This is a genomic window from Acetoanaerobium noterae (assembly GCF_900168025.1).
Taxonomy (GTDB): domain Bacteria; phylum Bacillota; class Clostridia; order Peptostreptococcales; family Filifactoraceae; genus Acetoanaerobium; species Acetoanaerobium noterae.
Genome location: NZ_FUYN01000003.1, coordinates 259,553 through 278,407 on the forward strand (window position 1 = coordinate 259,553; position 18,855 = coordinate 278,407).

Annotated in this window: 14 protein-coding genes; 2 read left to right on the forward strand and 12 right to left on the reverse strand. The window is 32.7% G+C overall.

Going from position 1 to position 18,855, the window contains the following annotated elements:
* Positions 1-11: 11 nt before the first annotated feature.
* On the forward strand, positions 12-1,406 hold the full coding sequence (locus B5X47_RS07440) for a sensor histidine kinase (RefSeq protein WP_079589538.1): 1,395 nt from the start codon (positions 12-14) through the stop codon (positions 1,404-1,406).
* Between the two features lie 40 nt (positions 1,407-1,446).
* Here B5X47_RS07440 and B5X47_RS07445 read toward each other — a convergent pair whose 3' ends face one another.
* The 10 genes from B5X47_RS07445 to B5X47_RS07490 form a co-directional block, all read right to left on the reverse strand.
* The gene (locus B5X47_RS07445; RefSeq protein ID WP_079589539.1) at positions 1,447-2,793 is read right to left on the reverse strand and encodes a B12-binding domain-containing radical SAM protein; all 1,347 of its coding nucleotides are present in this window, start codon (positions 2,791-2,793) and stop codon (positions 1,447-1,449) included.
* 9 nt (positions 2,794-2,802) lie between these two features.
* Entirely contained in the window at positions 2,803-4,125 is a 1,323-nt protein-coding gene (locus tag B5X47_RS07450) for a B12-binding domain-containing radical SAM protein (RefSeq protein WP_079589540.1), read from the reverse strand.
* Between the two features lies 1 nt (position 4,126).
* Positions 4,127-5,488 (reverse strand): B12-binding domain-containing radical SAM protein, encoded by a 1,362-nt coding sequence (locus B5X47_RS07455; protein ID WP_079589541.1) that lies wholly within the window; start codon positions 5,486-5,488, stop codon positions 4,127-4,129.
* Positions 5,485-6,102, reverse strand: coding sequence for a class I SAM-dependent DNA methyltransferase (locus B5X47_RS07460; RefSeq protein ID WP_079589542.1), 618 nt, complete (start codon positions 6,100-6,102; stop codon positions 5,485-5,487). Before B5X47_RS07460 ends, B5X47_RS07455 begins: the two co-directional genes overlap by 4 nt.
* On the reverse strand, positions 6,092-7,519 hold the full coding sequence (locus B5X47_RS07465) for a B12-binding domain-containing radical SAM protein (RefSeq protein WP_079589543.1): 1,428 nt from the start codon (positions 7,517-7,519) through the stop codon (positions 6,092-6,094). The genes B5X47_RS07460 and B5X47_RS07465 overlap by 11 nt, the downstream gene beginning before the upstream one ends.
* Entirely contained in the window at positions 7,516-8,457 is a 942-nt protein-coding gene (locus B5X47_RS07470; RefSeq protein ID WP_159446431.1) for a GNAT family N-acetyltransferase, read from the reverse strand. Before B5X47_RS07470 ends, B5X47_RS07465 begins: the two co-directional genes overlap by 4 nt.
* Before the next feature lies 1 nt (position 8,458).
* Positions 8,459-9,538 (reverse strand): hypothetical protein, encoded by a 1,080-nt coding sequence (locus B5X47_RS07475; RefSeq protein WP_079589545.1) that lies wholly within the window; start codon positions 9,536-9,538, stop codon positions 8,459-8,461.
* An 11-nt stretch (positions 9,539-9,549) separates the two neighbouring features.
* Positions 9,550-10,605, reverse strand: coding sequence for a DMT family transporter (locus B5X47_RS07480; protein ID WP_079589546.1), 1,056 nt, complete (start codon positions 10,603-10,605; stop codon positions 9,550-9,552).
* 61 nt (positions 10,606-10,666) lie between these two features.
* Complete coding sequence (gene corA / locus B5X47_RS07485) at positions 10,667-11,749, reverse strand: magnesium/cobalt transporter CorA (RefSeq protein ID WP_079589547.1); 1,083 nt, start codon at positions 11,747-11,749, stop codon at positions 10,667-10,669.
* 314 nt (positions 11,750-12,063) lie between these two features.
* Complete coding sequence (locus B5X47_RS07490; protein WP_079589548.1) at positions 12,064-14,052, reverse strand: methyl-accepting chemotaxis protein; 1,989 nt, start codon at positions 14,050-14,052, stop codon at positions 12,064-12,066.
* 355 nt (positions 14,053-14,407) lie between these two features.
* Between B5X47_RS07490 and B5X47_RS07495 the strand changes: the two genes are divergently transcribed.
* Positions 14,408-16,366 (forward strand): diguanylate cyclase, encoded by a 1,959-nt coding sequence (locus tag B5X47_RS07495; protein ID WP_079589549.1) that lies wholly within the window; start codon positions 14,408-14,410, stop codon positions 16,364-16,366.
* Positions 16,367-16,559: 193 nt separating this feature from the next.
* Here B5X47_RS07495 and mtnA read toward each other — a convergent pair whose 3' ends face one another.
* Together mtnA and mtnK are read right to left on the reverse strand one after the other, a co-directional pair.
* Positions 16,560-17,624 carry an S-methyl-5-thioribose-1-phosphate isomerase gene (gene mtnA / locus B5X47_RS07500; protein WP_013360908.1) on the reverse strand — a complete coding sequence of 355 codons (1,065 nt, stop codon included), beginning with the start codon at positions 17,622-17,624 and terminating at the stop codon, positions 16,560-16,562.
* A gap of 12 nt (positions 17,625-17,636) precedes the next feature.
* Positions 17,637-18,842, reverse strand: a complete 1,206-nt coding sequence (gene mtnK, locus B5X47_RS07505; protein ID WP_079589550.1) for an S-methyl-5-thioribose kinase — start codon at positions 18,840-18,842, stop codon at positions 17,637-17,639.
* Positions 18,843-18,855: the final 13 nt, after the last annotated feature.

Here is an 18,855-nt window from a genome sequence, read left to right on the forward strand (position 1 = left end):
GTGAGTCTATTATGAAATATAGTTTCAGGACGAAATTATCGCTTTCTTATATAGCAGTAGTTTTAGTATCCGTGCTTTTAATCAGTATTATGATGAATCAGCTTCTTGACAAACATTTTAGAGACTATATAATCCAAAATCAAGAGCTAAAAAATAAAGCTGTTGTAAGTCAGGTAAGTCAGCAGTACAAAGCTGGGGGAATATGGAATACTGAGGCTATTGAAAATATCTGTATAAATGCTCTAGAGCAAGGAATGATTATAACGGTAAAGGATGTATCTGGAAACACTATATGGGATGCAAGAGCTCATGACAACGCTCAGTGTGAGGAAATTTTATCTGATATGGCCGATAATATGCATAGCCGTTATCCACATTGGGATGGTAGCTATGTAGAAAATTCCTATCCGATAACCTCTGACTCAGGTGATATCGGAACAGTGACTATAGGCTATTATGGTCCATATTATTTTAACGACAGTGACCTTGAGTTTATAAGCACTATAAATAGACTTCTCATGGGAGTAGGTGCATTTTCTTTGGTATTGTCCTTCTTAGTCGGCTCAATAATGGCTAAAAGGCTAAGCTCTCCAATATCTAGAGTAATAGATACTGCTCAGATGATTTCAAAAGGATATTTTAATGACAGAATAACTGAAGAGTCTTCGACTATAGAAACTGCCCAGCTAACTGAAACTATTAATAACCTTGCTGAAACCCTTGAGCATCAAGAGATTCTAAGAAAAAGGCTTACAGGAGATGTCGCCCATGAGTTAAGAACCCCTCTAGCTACTTTGCAAAGTCATATGGAGGCGATGATTGATGGAATATGGGAAGCTGATACGGAAAGACTGAAAAGCTGTCATGAGGAGATAATTAGAATTAATAGACTTGTAGGAGACTTAGAAAAACTAGCTCGATACGAAAGTGAAAATCTCATTCTGCACAAAACAAATTTTGATATCTCAAAGCTAATAAGTCAAATTATCAAAAATTTTGAAAATGATTTTGTTGCCAAGAATATAGAGCTTGATTTTGAGGCTAAAGAGGAAATGATTTTTGCTGATAAGGATAAAATCAGCCAAGTAATAGTAAATCTGCTCTCAAATGCTCACAAATACACACCCTCTGGTGGTGCTGTAGCTATAAGAATTATAAGTACAGCTGGCAAAACTGAAATCCATATAAAAGATACTGGAAATGGAATCTCTCCTGAGGATTTGCCTATGATTTTTGAACGCTTCTACCGTGCAGATAAATCTAGGAATAGATTAACAGGAGGAGCTGGAATCGGACTTACAATTACAAAATCAATAGTTGAAGCTCATAAGGGAAGTATACAGGTAAGCAGTATTGCTTCCAAGGGCTCAGAATTTATAGTAAAATTACCAAAGCAGGCGAGCTAAAGCTCCCTGCTTTTTCATTTTATAGGTATAATCATATAGTTTAGCCATTAAGCATTAGCTTAATATAATTTTTTGAAGCTTTCACTGCTCCAAAGCCTATTCTTAGCACATTCATAAGACCAAATTTTTTGAGCATTTTTGTATTGCCATTTACAAATAAATTCACATACAGATAGGTTATCATAAGCTCATAATAGTATCTCCTGACACTTATTTTAGATGGCTTTATAATAAGCTGTCCAAAGCTCCATTTTTCATAATCTACAGCGCTAAATAGCAGTCTATCTTTATACTCTTCATATAAAGGTAGTCCTGGAAACGGCGTAAGTGGATTGATGGTTGTTATTTGAGGTCTTATTTTCTTAATATGGGCTCTAAAGTTTTTAAAATCATCTTTATCCCAATCAGGATGAGCCATAAATGAAGCCCATACATCTATATCCAGTTCATTTAGTATTATAGAGGCTTTAAAGTTTTCGCTAGAAGTAATTTTTTTATTATAGTTCATAAGCTCTTCATCCTTAAAGGTTTCATAACCTATGAGAATTGCCCTAAGTCCCAGTCTTACAAATTCCTTTAGTAAATCCTGGGTTTCTATTACTCCTTTTACTGAGCCGTAGATTATGTAATTCTTTTTTAGATCAAGCTCCTTAATAATATCTAGAAAGCTAGAGAGCTTTTGTCTGCTTGATAAAAAATCGTTGTCTATGAACATTATTGTAGATTCTGTGATGGCATTTAGGTCAGCTATAGTTATGTCCCTATCTATCTGAATTTCTTTATATCCCTCTATCCTCCATCGGAGACAGAAATTGCATCTACTTTCACAGCCTAAGCCATACTCCATTATAGCTGCAGGTCTATATCCAAAATAGGAATAGTAGGCTCTGTATTTCAAGGTACTGGCTCTGTTTGGGAGCATATATTCATTGTTTCCCTTTGGAAAGCTATCTTTGAATGAATTTTCTTTTTGGTACACTCCTTCTATATTGCTGTCGTTATTTAAAAACTTAATCAAATTATCTTTTGTAGTATAGTTAAATACATAATCTATGCTAGGCTCAAAAAAACTCTCTGGACTAAGCAGAGCCTGAGTTCCTCCTACAAAAGTTATTATATTGCTATTACATGCCTTTATTTTATTACTTAGCTCAATAACCTTCAGTACGTCTATGCAAAGACTCGTAATTCCTACTCTATCTGGCTCAAAATCTAGAATTTTTTCTTCTATAGAAAGCTTTTCAATCATCATATCAAAAATCTCTACAGTGTGGTTTTGCTCAAATACACTATAAATCATTTCTAAACCAAGGGGCTCGGAAAACATAAAGTTGCTTAAGGTTATTGCTTGTTTTATTCTAGGTGGTCTTACAAGTAAAATTTTCATAGGGCACTCCTAAAATATATTTGGGGTTATTCTTCTTTTTATCTGCTCTCTGTAGTAGAGATTTACAATGGTGTTAAACAGATATTTATGTGGCATTTTAAGCATTTCTCTTCTTAATATATTCCTTTTTATTATAGATTTAAAGGTAAAGAGGTTTTCATAAAGCTCCCAGTATACTGCTGTAAGCTCATCTGGTGTCATATTCTGGGGCTTATATACTGCACTTGTTCCGTCATAGGAATAGATGTCTTTATTTACTAGCCTTCCTGCCTTTTCTATCTGCTCAAAAAATCTTGTTCCAGGAAAAGGTGTGAGTATATAAAATCTAGGTACTGAAATTTTGTTCTTCTCTATAAAGTCCTTAGTTTTTCTTATAGACTCAAGAGTATCTCCTTCAGCTCCCACTACCATTTCAGTTGATACATCTATGCCATGCTTTCTTATGTTTTGGATTAGGTAATCATAGTCACTAGGTTTTGCCCAGCTTTTGTCCATTTTATCTAGACTCTCTTTAGTTATGCTCTCAAGTCCAAAGCTAAGAGTTTGGCAGCCACTTTTATAAAGCTTTTGGAGTAAGTCATTATCATGACCTATGGTAATCTCGCACTGACTCATCCAGGTTACATTTAGCTCTATAAAGGTATCTAGCAGTTTATGAAGATAATCTCTATCAGAAAATATATTGTCATCAAGCAGCAGAATTTTTTTGAAGCCTAAATCTTTAATTTGCTTTATATCTCTTACTACCTCTTCTAGAGGCCTTTTTATATATCTCCCTTTGTAAAGGCAAGACACTGAACAAAAGCTACAAGAATTCGGACATCCTCTTCCTGCTTGAACTGGAAGAAAGTCTCCTATTTTTTTACCCTTTAGGAGGTCAAACCTTGGCATTGGAGTAGAAAAATATCCATTTGGAAGTGGTTTTTCATAGATTTCTTTTAACCTGCCACTGCAAAAATCAGAAAGTACCTCTTCCCATATCAGCTCTGCATCTCCTACTACCACACTATCCGAGTAGTTAGCGGCTTCTAGTGGCATTATGCTAGCCATATATCCCCCAAGTATCACTTTCTTTCCTTTTTTTCTAAATTCCTTGGCTATATCTATAGATCTAATCACCCCATGCCCCATAGTGCTGATTCCTATTAAGTCAGCATCTGTATCAAAAGGGATGTCCTCTATGACCTCATATATCAGCTCCACCTCCCAGTCCTTAGGTGTAAGAGCTGCAAGCAGTGGCAGTGACAATCCAACAAAATAGAGTCTTGATTTTTTGACCACTGTTTTGTCTTTTTGATATGGGCTAGGTTGTATCAGTAATAGTTTTTTCATATTAACCTCTTATTATCTTTGATAAATACTGTAAGCTTACTCTTTGACTGCCTTTTAGCATTTTTAGATTTTCTTTAAGACCATATTTTTTGAGCAGTCTAATTGAATTTGCTGGTCTCATTATGACTTTATAGTAGCTTATAAGCATTTGGCTGTAAAATTCTCTCACACTCAAATGCTGAGGTTTCAATATCACGTGAGCCATGTCAAACATTTCATAGCTTTCTCTTTTTACGAGTAGCTTTTTTTCATAATCCTTGAATATCTCCGTTCCTGGGATGGGAGTAAGAGGCTGCAAATTTACGAATGTGATTTTCATATCCTTTAGCCAGTTTGTAAGATTTCTAAAATCTTGCTTATTAAAATCCATAGGAAGAATCAAGGTTGCATAAAGCTCTATATCCAGCTCTCTTAGAATCTCAATGCAGGCTTCGTTTATTTGGACAGTAGTTTTTTTGTTATAGCTATCTAAATCAGTTTTTCTTATGGATTCTATCCCTACTATAACTGCTCTTAGTCCCACTTTTTTGAGCTCACTTATCAGCTCCTTGTTGTTTGCTATAAAATCAGCTCTTCCATACACTAGGTAGTTTTTCTCGATGTTATTTTCTTTTATCAGCGCTATAAATTTCTTCAGCCTATCTTCATTGTAAAGAAAATCATCATCTACTATATATATTTCTTTTTCAGGTATTTTTGATATTTCAGCTACCACATCTTCTATATCCCTAGCATAATATTTTCCAGAAGTTATTTCTTTGCAAAAACAAAAACTGCAATTATATGGGCATCCATATGAGGTCTTAATAAGAGCGCAGGGATTATGAAACATATAGTAATAATCCTTTTTGTAGTTTTCTACTGACTTTCTATCAGGGTGCTTGTAGGAGTAATTATAGGGCTGATTTTCTATAGCTTTAATTCTTTCATCTATTATAGCTTTATCTTGATTTTTTACTGCTCCCTCAAGCACAGCATTAAAGCAAGCTATGCCATTTTTTCTAAATATAAAATCTATGCTTTCATCGAGAAAATCATCACCTACTACCTCAGCATGAACTCCTCCTACAGCTGTTTTTGTATTTGGATTATACAGCTTTACTTTCCTAGCCATCTGCTTTATGGTTCTCACATGGGTTATATATCCTGTAAAGCCTACAAAATCTGGCTTCTCCTCTAGTAATATTTGTTCAAAGGTTTTTTTCTCTAAAATAAAATCGTATATTTTAACAGTTACTTCATCAGCTAAACCCTCTGGTACGTTGGATACTAGGTACTCCAGCTCCAACGGCTCGCAAATCATAACATGCTGAAGCCCTATTGTTTCTTTATCTGGTTTTGGCCTAATGAGTAGAGCCTTCATTTTTCCACCTTTCTAAGAGAATATACCGCAATTGTTGGCATATATGGTCTTAGCTTAATTACTTCTCTTTTTTCTATGTCAAAATAATCCTTGATTAGCATTTTGAATTCCTTATCGCTAGGGTAAGATGCTGGCCCAGTACTTAGCTTTACAAACAAAAGTATGAGCCTATCAAGAAAGGTATTTCCACTTGCAAATGCAAAAATAGCTCTTCCTTCCTCTTTTAAAAGCTCATTGATTTGCTTTAGTATATCTCGTTTTGAATTATAGTATGGGAGAGAATGTGTACAAGTGATTATATTAAATCTAGTTTCTATTTTATCTAGACTGCTCACATCAAGCTTATAATGAGTCACCTTAGGATTTTTTAGCTTAGATACCTCTATCATTTTCTCAGAAAAATCTAAGCCATGCCTTTCGATATTATTAATATCTTGTAGCTCATAAAGTAGTTCCCCTACTCCACAGCCTATATCCAAAAGTGAAGCCTCTTCTTTTATATAAAGCTCTTCTATAAGCTTTTTAACTTTATTTCTAGTTGGTCCTAGAGAATATTTCTGCACCCATAGCTTATGATAATGCTTTGCCCAAAAATCCCAAATTTTACTTTTCATAATTTCCTCTTATCATTTTTCTAATTCTCTTAGATTTTATTAACCTTAGATGACATAGGTAAAACAAAGTATAAAATAGCCACTTTGGTAGCTTCGATTTGAGCACCAAATGAAGAAAATCAAATTTTCTTGGATCAGTTTCTATAAGCTCATGCTTTCTTAATTCGTAATCTAAAGTTCCTTTTAACGGAGTCATTATAGAAATAGTGTAAAGGTCTAAATCTAGCTTTTTAATATATTTGTAAAGCCTTAAAAAATCTTTTATTTCATATGCAGGATCGACTATAAAAAGTGCTGTAAGCTCTATAGCTTCTTTTTTTAAGATGTTTACAGCTTTTTGATAAATATTTGCAGTCTGACCTTTATTATATTCGCTTAGCATACTTTCATCTTCTGATTCAAAGCCAACTATAACCTCATCTATCCCCCAGGATTTAAGTTCGCTCATCAAGTCTTCGTTTTCAACTATAAAATCAGCTCTAAGATATATAATTAAGCTTTTATTTAGATACTCATTTTTTGCATTAACAATAAAATCAAGAGCATCCTCTCTAGCTATAAAAAAGCTATCATCTATAACCCAGATATAGCTTGAGTCTATTTCCTTGATTTCACTTATAAGTCTTTTGTAATCAGGTTTAAGATAGATTCCATTGTTTAGAAGTCTGCAATAACAAAAACTACAGCTATATGGGCATCCATGGCTTGACTTTACTAGAGCTACCTGAGTCTTATCAATATATCTTGTCTGTGATTTTATGTCATTAAATACCAGTCTATCTGGAAAAATGTTTTCACTTTTTATCAATACGTCATCTTGCCCTAGTTGCCAAGAATCAGTCAGCTTATCGTAAATATCTACACCTTTTCGAAAATAATTGCTCTTAAATTCTTTATTATTTATATCTTTATTATTTATATCTTTATTATTTATATATTTATTATTTATATCTTTATTATTTATATCTTTATTATTTATATCTTTATTATTTATATCTTTATTATCTTCTTTTTCATAATCTATTTCTAAATCTATAGCTGTTTTTATAAAGGTTCTAAATGTCTCTAAGCTTTGAGAAAAATATACGTAGTCAATCCCTTCAGTTCTAAATACTTCACGATTGAGCTGAGCATGGACTCCAGAGACCATGATTTTTACAGTGGGATATTTATTCTTGTAGGCTTTAGCTTTGCTTATTATTAAATTTTCAGCTACGTTGTAGCCAGTTAAAATTACTAAATCCGGTATAGCTCCTTTAGGCTTATCTAGCTTGAATTTATCATCTACAATATAGGAGGTTATTTTCTCCTGCATTAATATAGCCTGGATATACATGAGCTCAAGCGGTTCAGTCACTATAGGCTCAAAGAATGAAAATATGGTTTTTTCTCTTACTTTTTCTAAAAAAACTATCATTGCTTCACCTTAAATACCCTGTGATTTTTTGAGTATCCCTTGTATGAAAAATATGGAGTAAGAATTTTTAATATACCTCTAATAGCTGGATTATTATGGTGAAGATATAGGTATTTAGGTATCTCTTTGCAGCCTATTTTGGATTTTGATTCTTCTGAAGTCTGCCCAAAATTAATACTAAAAACGCCTCTACTAATGCCTTGATTTACTATAAATAAAAGCATGTTGTAATAGATATCATAGGTTTTTACATCTTCTTCTTTAAATCCGCAAAAAATAAATAATAGCTGATTATTTCTTTCTAGTAGCTGCACAAACGCAAGTACTTCATTTTCAGCGTTTCTAAACTCATACATTTCGCTGTCAAATTCCCTAAAAAATTCAATATGAAGAAGCTCTAGCTTATTATCAGAGCGCTTATATACATCCTCATAAAGCTTATAGTGATCTGAAGTGAAAGCTTCTGGCTCTAGTCTTGTTATTCTTAGGTCTTTTCCTTTTTCAATCGCTAGGTTTAGCCTTCTTCTATAGCTACTTCTTAGAGAACTCATATAATCCTCAAAGGTATTGAACTTATTATATAACATAAAATTTGAAAGCGTTCTTCCTCTATTAGTAAAAGGTGTATCGCTGTTTAAAACAAGACTTAACCCACTTATGTTCTTTAATATCTTATCGAGATTAGCTTCATCTCCAAAAACAGAGCTCATTTCCATAGAAATAGGCATTGCTACTATTCTAACTGGGAGCTCTAGCTTTAAGCCTTTCTTGAAATTGAAAATATTTAGTTTATGCAAATATGTAACTGCCAGTGTTTTATCACAGCTATAGTATTGTTGTCCACAACTATTCACTTTTTCCAAAAGTAATAATAATTCCTTAATATCTTCTTCTATTTCGCTTGATTTTACATCAGATATACTGGTGTAGATTTTCATGCTAAAGCTCCTTAATATAGGCAACGTAATTTTTGCAAACTCCATCTGCCCATTTATAGCCAAAATTTCCCGACATTATATTTTCTTTAAGTACCCAGCCTGACTCAAAGGACTTATATCGCCCTTTCGTAAGGGTAAAGCAGTAGTCAAACAAAGCTAATATGGCTCCTTTTTTTTGCTCCTCTTCTATTATGCCCATCTCAACAATTTTGAACTTATCAATTTTATGATTGAAGAGCTTATTATTAATTACAGTTTTTAATCCTACTGTCTCTTTGCTACTCATCAGCTGATGAAAGTCAGGATACCAAAGCATAAACCCAACCTCTATATTGTCTTTTAATACAAACAAAAGATTTTCTGGTCTTAATAGCATTTTGAAATCCTTAAAAAGCTCTAAATCCTCTTCTTCTACTCTTTTATAATAAAATGGATGATTCCTAAATGCATCGTTGTTAATTCTAGTATAGATTTTAGCTTCTCTTTCCATATTTTTAAAATCAGCATGCCTAACTGAGTATTTACTTTTTAGCTTTTGCCTTAATTTATCGCTAATCAAAGTAAAATCAGCTTCCATATTTTTATGAAAAGTCACCATATCAATACCGCTAAACCCATAACTTTCAAAGTAATCGTGAATAAAAGGTTCATTATGTGCCATACCAAAGCTTTGGGGTTTTGAATACGAGTCCTTTAAATAGCCTAGCCCATAGTTGACATGTATATTTAAAGATGCGCAAATAAACTTAGTCTGCCATTTTTTTGATATTTCTTCAGCTTTTTCGTATACAAGATTGAATCCTTCTATACAATATTCTTTGGATTCAAAAAAACTCATTTGTAAATACTCTTGCATTCTAGATGCTTTTGCTAGTAAACAGCACATGACTATCTCATCATTATTTTTTACAATAAGAGGCACGATTTCAATTGATTTACTCATCACAGATTGCTCAAATAAAATGCCCTTTAGCAGTCCTGAAAGAGAGTCTCTTCTAAGCTCATGATTATGGTACTGAGATATATAAAAATTTAGAAAATCCTTTTTTTCTTTTTTAGAATTTGCAATTATTAGCTCCATAATTTTCCTTTCTAATGCTGGTGTCTATGATGAACCTCTGGCGTATGTGAATGACTATGTGTTACTTCTTCATGTATATGCTCATGACTGTGCTCACCTATAAATTCTGGAGCATGGGTATGTGTGTGATGGTTATCATCATGCCTATGCTTGTGTTCATGAGTTTCTAAGGTATGAATATGGGCATGCTCATGGTCTTCGGTCACTGCAAAATAAGTTCCAATTAGCATGATAAATAGTGCTGTGAGAAAAGATGGAGTAATAGCTTCTTTTAACACTATCCAAGATATTAGCACTCCAATAAAAGGAGCGGCTGCGTAGTATGCACTTGTTCTTGCCGCGCCAAGCTCTCTTTGGGCTCTAATATACATAAGCAGACTAAGACCATAAGCAACAAATCCCAAAAGCAAAGCAATCAAAGCATATGAAATATCAATTTTTATATCCTTTGATAACCAAGCAATTAATAAAGCCCCAAAGCCCGAACCTAACCCCTTTATTACTACAATTTGTCCAGGGTCTTTAATTGAAAGCATTCTAGTGCAATTATTTTCAAGTCCCCAGCTCACACATGCAAGCAAAACAAAAACTGATCCTACAGAAAAAGTAAAGCTACTTATATCTTCAAAGGTCAGTACTATACTCGATAATGTAATAAAGAAAATAGCTGTCCACATTCTTTTTCCTACAGCTTCCTTAAAGATAAATAATGCTATCATTGCAGTTGCAACTATTTCAAAATTATTTAATAAAGAAGCGTTTGATGATGTGGTTTTTGTAAGTCCTATCATCAGAAATATAGGAGCCGCAATATCTAGGATTATCATACCTATAATATATGGGAGCTCCTTTTTTGTTAAGCTCGCTTCATAGCTTTGAGCTTTAGATATTTTTTTGATAATTTGAAGTGTAAGCATCCCAATTCCAGCTCCTAAATATAGCATGGACGCCATAATTGTTGGGCTTAGCTTTTCAAGCAATAGCTTTGATGCAGGAGAGCTAACTCCATATAAAGATGCCGCCGCTATAGCCATCATAACGTATTTTGTATTTGTAGTTTGCTTCATTATCCCTAACCCACCCTTATTTATATTTCTAAGATTGTTTTTTGTAGATTTATTATATCCTTTAAAACCATTTTCTAGCTTTGAAATATGTTATCATCCCAGAGGCTAGAGTTATGCAAAATATAGCAAAGTAAATAAAGGATTTTGGTTCATTTAAGCCTGGCATATACTTAAAATTCATACCAAATACTCCTGCCAAAAATGATAAAGGAATAAAGATAGCTGAAAAAATAGTAAGTGTCATCATAGCTCTGTTCATTCTCATGCTTACGTTTGACATCGAAACCTCATGAAGGCTATTGCTCATTTCTCTATAACCCATAATTGAATCTGATATTTGGCTGAGGTGGTCCTTTATATCTGAATAATAAGGTAACATATCCTGAGTATAAAAAGCACTATCCTCAGTTACAAATCTTCTCAAGGTATCTTGAAGTGGAGAAATTGAATTGCTGAAATATAAAAGCTCTTTTCTAAGCCTATATAGTTCTTCTTTATTTGGGCTTCTTTCTTCTATAATTTGCATCTCAATTTCATTAAATCTAAGAGAAATATAATTTATAACAAGCATATATTCATCAACTATTGCATCGAGTATAGAATAAAATAGATAACTTGAATCCTCGAATCTGAGCTGACCTTTTTGACTTTCTAATCTACTTCTTATATGGTCAAATACATCTCCTGGCGTTTCTTGAAAAGTGATTACTAAATTATTTTTTACAATGACTGAAACCTGTTCATGAATAATTTCCTCTTCATTTAGATATATCATTTTAAATATAGAAAACAAATAATCATTATGGTTTATTATTTTACTCCACTGTGAAACATGGACAATATCTTCTAAATCCATATGATGGATATTTAGAGAACTACCAATCAGCTCTATTATCTTCTTATTGTGAAGCCCTATAATATTAATCCAAATAATTTCCTCTTCGAAATCGCTACCAGAAATTATTTTACTTATATTTTTAATATCTGCCTCGGCATCGATTTGAAATTTATCTTTGTTATATCTAATAACCTCTATTTTTATATCTACATCTGAATAATCTCCTGAATAATCAATAGTTCCAGGAGGCGTTCCGATAGATTGCTTTTTCGTTCTTAATAAATCAAATGGGTCATGGATATTCATGCTTTTAAACCTCCTGATTTTTGTAACAAATCTTATGCATAAATAGATTGCATTACTATTCAAATTTTATATTTTTTAATCTCAAATCTCAAAAAATCATTTACTTATATTATACTCCAAAAAATGTATATTCATGATAATTTAATGTCACTCATTATGCTAATACCTAAACCTATTAAATCAATAAATCCTGTTCACGAATCTCGCTAAACTCTTTTTATTAAAAAAGCTCTAGCCAATTTTATTATAATTGAATAGAGCTTTTTATCGAGATTGTTATTTTACTGATTTATCACATTATATTAAGATAAAAATCATATTTTAAACCTCAAAATAATTTGTTGAAGGTTTTCTGCTAGCTCTGCAAGCGACTCACTTGCACTGGATATTTCTTCTATAGATGCTGTTTGCTCTTCTATAGAGCCTGAGATTTCTTGAGTGGATGCAGAATTTTCTTCAGCCACAGCAGATAAATGTTCAAACGCTTCTACTATCACATTTTTCATTATCTCCATTTCTCTACATGAAGAGTTCAGATTATCAATGCAGCTTTGAGCAATAACCATAAAATCTCCAATTTCTTCATATTTAACTTTACTTTTATCTACAACTTTAAACTGCTCTTTTGCAATTACTAAAACTTTTTCCACAGTATTTACAGCATCTTGCGCGTTACTTTGAAGCTCTTTTACCACACCATCTATTGATTTCGTTGATAATGATGACTGCTCTGCCAATTTTCTAATTTCTTCAGCTACAACAGAAAATCCTTTCCCAGCTTCTCCTGCCCTTGCCGCTTCAATTGCAGCATTTAGAGCTAATAGGTTGGTTTGCTCAGCGATTGATGCTATAACATGGCTTGCTTCACCTATTTTTTCTGAGCTGTGATTAGTTTTAATTATTACATCATGAATAGCCTTTATAGCTATACTGCTGTCATTAGTAATTTCTGTAAGAGATTGAATATCCTTTATCCCTTCAGTTACAGCTACATTAACTTTTTTAGAGGCAATGTTGAGGTCATCCATATATTTTATGTCAGTTTCTATTGTCTGACCTAAATTAACAGCATTATAAACTCCTTTTTCAGTACTTTGAGCTTGCTCTGATGCGCTAAGTGCAACCTGTTCTATAGCTTTTGCAATTTCTTCAGCCGCATAAGAAGATTGTGAAGCAGTTGCTGTCAGCTCTTCTGAAGCTGAGGTCAAGCTTTGAGATGATATACTCATTTTACCTAGTATTTCTCTTAAATTCAAAATTACTGTTTGCATAGACACTGCTAATATTCCTATTTCGTCTGATTTTTTTAATAGCTTATCCTCTATATCCTCAGTAATATCCAGCTCAGATATTTTTTTAGCGCAATTCTTTATATTTATTATAGGATCTGCAATATTCCTACCTATAAAGTAGGTGATAACTATACTTATTAACAATATTATAAAAGTAATTGTTAATATTGATTTTTGAATAGTTGGAACTGAAGAAAGAACTTCCTCTTCATCCGCAGTCAATATCAAAGTCCATGGTGTTCCTTCTATGGGAGTAAAGGCTGCATATAATTTTTTTCCATTGTAGTCATATGTAGATATTCCAATTGACTCTTTTGAAATCTTATCAAATAGATTTGCTACTGACTCAAAGCTTGAATCAGTTTTCGCAGATTCTATGGGATTGAATCCATTTATCACTAAGTTCATGTCTGTATGTGCTACAACCGTACCCTCTTTATTTATGGCATAGGCATATCCCTCTTCACCATAATGCAGCTCATTAGTCAAAGCGCTAAGTCCTTTTCCATCTCTCACTCCAACCAAAGCGCCAATCACTTGTCCATTTTTTTTGATAGGGGAGGCATATATTAAATTAAGTTCTTTAGTTGAGTTATCTAATAAAACATCTGATATACTATCTTTTCCTTCAAGGGCTTTCAGAATAAAATCCATTTTTGAATAATCTTTAATGCTACCATCTGAAAAATAAGCTTTTCCATCTGGATAAACTATTCCTAAGGCTAAGAAGTCAGTATCCTTTAAATGTTCTTTTATAAATACATTTTGAACTTCCCATGACATGCTTTGAATTTCTGGAAGTCCAGTTAGTGTATTTAATACTTTATGTTGAGCCAGTGCTCTGCTTTCAATTACATGTGCCCCTTCATGTAGTAAAAGCTTTAAACCATTTTCAGCTTCCTTAGATATAGCATTTGATGATTGAATAATCGATGATGCTCCTATTGCCATTGATGAAATCAAAATTAAAATAGAAAATAATGTAATTAATTTTGTTTTTATACTTTTCATTGATTTTGCTCCCTGTATATTTATTAAGTAATCATTAATATCACTTAGAGAGATTATCATAAATATATCTGGAAATTCTATACAAAATAATTACAAATATTTCAAAACCATCTAAAAAATATACACTATTTTTGAATATTTAATTATAAATCATTACAGTTCACGCAAATTTTTTTCATATATATTAAATTAAATTTAAACATAAGGTAAATTTATAGGTCTATGTTCTCATAAAATAATATAATCTTTTTGACATAGTATGATATAATACATAGTACACTAGGTATAAACTATTAATATTTATACATGACTGTGATAACTTAAGATTATTTTCTTGGAATAATCGGGGGATAGTATGAATTTAAATATATATGATTTTTTAATGGGCGTAATTATATCTATAGTACTGTTGTTTTTTGTTTTGTTTTATCACATTAAGCTATATAAAAACCATAGCTTTCTTAAAATATGGGTAGCAGGGACTGGGATGGTAATTTTAGGTTTCGTACTAAGTTTATTTGCAAGTGTTCCCTCCTTTAGACCCTATGCCATTATGTCTAGTAATTTATTGCTGATTCTAGGTCAAGGTGTTTATTATATTTCTTTAAAAAGTTTTTTTGAAGATAAACTTAAGTTTAGTAATTACAGATCAGCTCTTTTTTCTTTTTTATTAATTTATATATCTGTGTTTTCAGACAACACTACGCTTAGAATGTTTAGTACTTCTATTGTTTTACTGATGTTTTCAGCATTCGTGTTAAGACTTTTATATTCTCATAGAACCTCAGAGATACATCGAAGTATTTCATTTTTGATAATTACATACTGGATAAATATTTCATTTTGGATTTTTAGAGTATTGTTTACTATCATGGTTCTTCCTTCTAAACCTGAACTATATGAGTTTATAGTCCTGTTGACTGACTTATCTGCCTTACTGCCATCAGTACTAGGAAGCTTTGGTATTATCCTTCTAACAAATCAAAAGCTTTCTTCTATGCTCGAAAAAGAAAAAATAAAATTTTCTAATATAATAGATATCAGTCCAGATTTAGTTGTGGTAACTAAACTTTATGATGGTAAAATTTTTCATGCTAACAAGAAGTTCATAGATAAGCTTGGCTACAGATTTGAAGATATACAAAATAAATCTACTTTGGAACTAAATATTTGGAATGACAATTCAGCAAGGAATCTGTTCTTAAATGCCCTTGTGGAATGTGAAACTCTAGAAAACTATGAAGCCTATTTATATACCAAAGAAAGAGAGCCCTTTTTAGGAAGTATTTCATCTAGTAAAATAGTAATCGAAGATGAGCAATATGTGATATCAATAATTAGGGATGTAAGTGATTTAAGAGAAACTGAAAAGAAATTAATCGAAAGCGAGCAAAAATACAAAGTTATCGCTCTTTCCTCTGCTAGCTGGGAGGCTTGGTTTAATGAAAATGGAAAGTTAATATGGACTAACGAAATGATAAAGCATATAATCGGATATTCGCCTAATGAAGCCACTAAGCTTGAAGACATCTTTAAAGACATCGTTATCTCAGACAATTTAGCTAGCCTTGCTAAAGAATATAAGTATGCCTTGAGTAGTAGAATTTCTGGTAAAAATGAATTTTTAATTAATCATAAAATATTTGGAGAAAGATGGATTTTGATTTCCTGGAAAAAAATTTATGATTCGAATAATGTTTTTAGTGGATATAGGACAAGTACTATCGATATAACAGATCAGAAAAAAGCTGAGCTAAAAGCATCTGAGCTTGCTAACAAGCTAAAAATAGAAAAAGAAATAGCAGAAAAAAATTCTTTGATTGATTCTATGACCGGACTCGCAAATAGAAGATACCTAGAGCAACGCATAATGTATGAATACGCAAGAATGAAAAGAAATTGGTCTAATTTATCTATCATTATGATAGATGTAGATTTCTTCAAACTTTACAATGACGCTTACGGGCATGTTCAAGGAGATATTTGTTTGAAAACTATAGCAGCTACTTTAAGATCTACCGTTAAACGACAAACTGATTTAGTAGCAAGATATGGAGGAGAGGAATTTGTAGTCCTTCTTCCTGAAACAGACAAGTACTCCGCTAATATATTGGCAGATAATATCAAAACCAATATTGAAAATCTAGAAATAGAGCATATGACATCTACTATTTCTGATTATGTGACTGTGAGTATTGGCATAGCAACTTTTACAAAAGATTGCAATGTAAGCTGTGAAGACCTCATTCAAAAAGCAGACTTCGCTTTATATGAGGCAAAAAAAATAGGAAGAAATTCCATATCTCATGCCTAGCTATAATAAATCAAAAAGGACTATCGAATATAAGAAAGGCAAATTCAATATATTGTGGCTCTTGATCAAGAATCAAACAATATATTTTAATTTTCTTTTATTTTCGATAGTCCTTTAATATTGCCTTACTAATCGTTGCAATCTCAGATTGTTAGTAGAGCTTCCTAGAATCTAAGTTTATTCAAAATAAGGTTTATTTTTCAAAAAGCTTTGGAAGTGATTCTTCATATGGAGGGTATGCAATTCCTTTTTCTGTTATTATAGCTGTGATGTATTTTGCATCTGTTACATCAAAAGCTGGATTATAGGTTTTGATACCTTCTGGAGCCATTGGCTTTTCATACCAGGTCTTGTATATCTCTTCCCCAGGTCTTAGCTCTATATGAATATCTTTTCCTGTTTTTGTATTTAAATCTATAGTAGAAAGTGGAGCATGAACATATACAGGAATTCCATATTCTTTCGCAAGTATTGCCACTCCTGATGTTCCTATTTTATTTGCAGTGTCTCCGTTATATGCCACTCTATCACAACCTACCACCACTGCATCTATCCATCCATTTTTCATAACTATTGATGCCATGTTGTCACAAATCAGTGTAACATCTATTCCTGCTTCATTTAGCTCCCAAGCAGTAAGTCTTGCTCCTTGAAGAAGAGGTCTTGTTTCATCAGCAAATACTTTGAAATTATATCCTTTTTCAGCTCCAAGATAAAGTGGTGCAAGTGCTGTACCATATTTTGCCGTAGCTATAGTTCCAGCGTTGCAATGAGTAAGAATGCCCATCTCAGGTTTTAAAAGTGAAAGTGAATATTCTCCTATTGCTTTACACACCTTTTCATCTTCATCTCTAATAAAATGAGCTTCTGCTTTTAGTGCTTTGATAATTTCTGGTACAGCTTTATCTTTATTTTGCTTTAGGCAAGCTTCCATACGGTCTAGTGCCCAAAATAAATTTACAGCAGTTGGTCTTGATGATGCAATTCTTTCTTTAACTTTCATAAACTCAGCATAAAAGTCTTCATAATTTTCGCAGGTGCTTTTGCTTATTCCAAGATAAGCTCCATACGCTCCAGCTATTCCAATAGCAGGTGCTCCTCTTACTTGTAGCTTATATATCGCATCCCACACATCCTCAACTGTCTCTAGCTCAAGGTACGAAGTGGAATTAGGAAGCACTGTTTGATCTAAAATCACAAGTACATTTTTATCTTCATCCAGTCTTACAGACTGAAAGTTAAGCACATTATTAGACATATTTTCCTCCTATTAAAGCTTCACTGTAGTTTGCTTTATTACTTCCAAGAAATCCTTACCTGTTTTTAATTCTTCTCTTTTCATGATAAAGCTTTTGCTAGCAAGCATGCATAGTCTTTCTGCTTTGGTTCTCTTTTCTTCATCTTGAATTGAAGTTATATCTTTTACATGAGCTATTCCTACGATTCTTCTTATTCCTTCTAATCCTGCAACTGCTGCAGTATCGCGAAGTACAGTATCTAGATAATATTCCTTAAAGCCTTTATATTTTGCTGTATATTCTGATGCTTTTTCATCCCATGCTTTAGAGAATTTTTCTTTGAACAGGTCTATTACCTCTACTATTGTATTCTCTAGCCATTTAATTTGCTCAGCTTTTTCATAAGCCTGAGCATTTGCAAGAGCAAACATAAGGTTAGCTATTACGTTTCCAATGTCATAGCCCATCGGTCCGTAAAAAGCAAATTCTGGATCGATTACCTTTGTTGAGTCCTCTTTAATAAATATCGAGCCTGTATGAAGATCTCCGTGAACAAGAGCCTGAGCATTGTTCATAAAATCAAACTTCAGCTTTGCTGTCTCTAGCTTTAAAGCTTCATCTGAATATATATTTTCTTTTACCCATTCAACATTTGGAGCAAAGATATCATTTCTATTGTTTATATCACTAAATGGCTCTGTGTATACTAGATCTTCTGATATCTCGCAAAGCTCTGGATTGATAAAGTTTTTAACCAGCTCTTTTTTTGCTTTATGCTCCATACACACGTCAGAAGTAAGAAGTAGTGTATTTACCATAAATGTAGTAATATCATCAGCAAATTTTTTAAATTGCTTATGATTAATCATTTCAGTTCTCATAATCACATGGTCAGATAAATCCTCCATAGATGTGCAATTCATAATAGGGTCATAGCTGTAAACCTCTGGCACTAATCCTGGAGCTAAAGTGCTCTGATATTTTAGAATTTCATATTCTATTCTATTCCTATCGGCTGATAGTTTGAACTCATCTGAAATTCTTGCAACTGGACCAGATTGCTTTATAATTAGAGATTTCGATGTAGAAAGCGAATCGATTTTGAATATATAGTTTAGATTTCCATCTCCAATTTCCTTACAAACTAGTTCTTCGTCTTTTCCAAAGAAATCCAATTTTGTTTTAGCGTATAGTGCTGCATCAGCCTCGCTCATAGTAAAATACTTATCAAAATTCATCGTATTTCCTCCA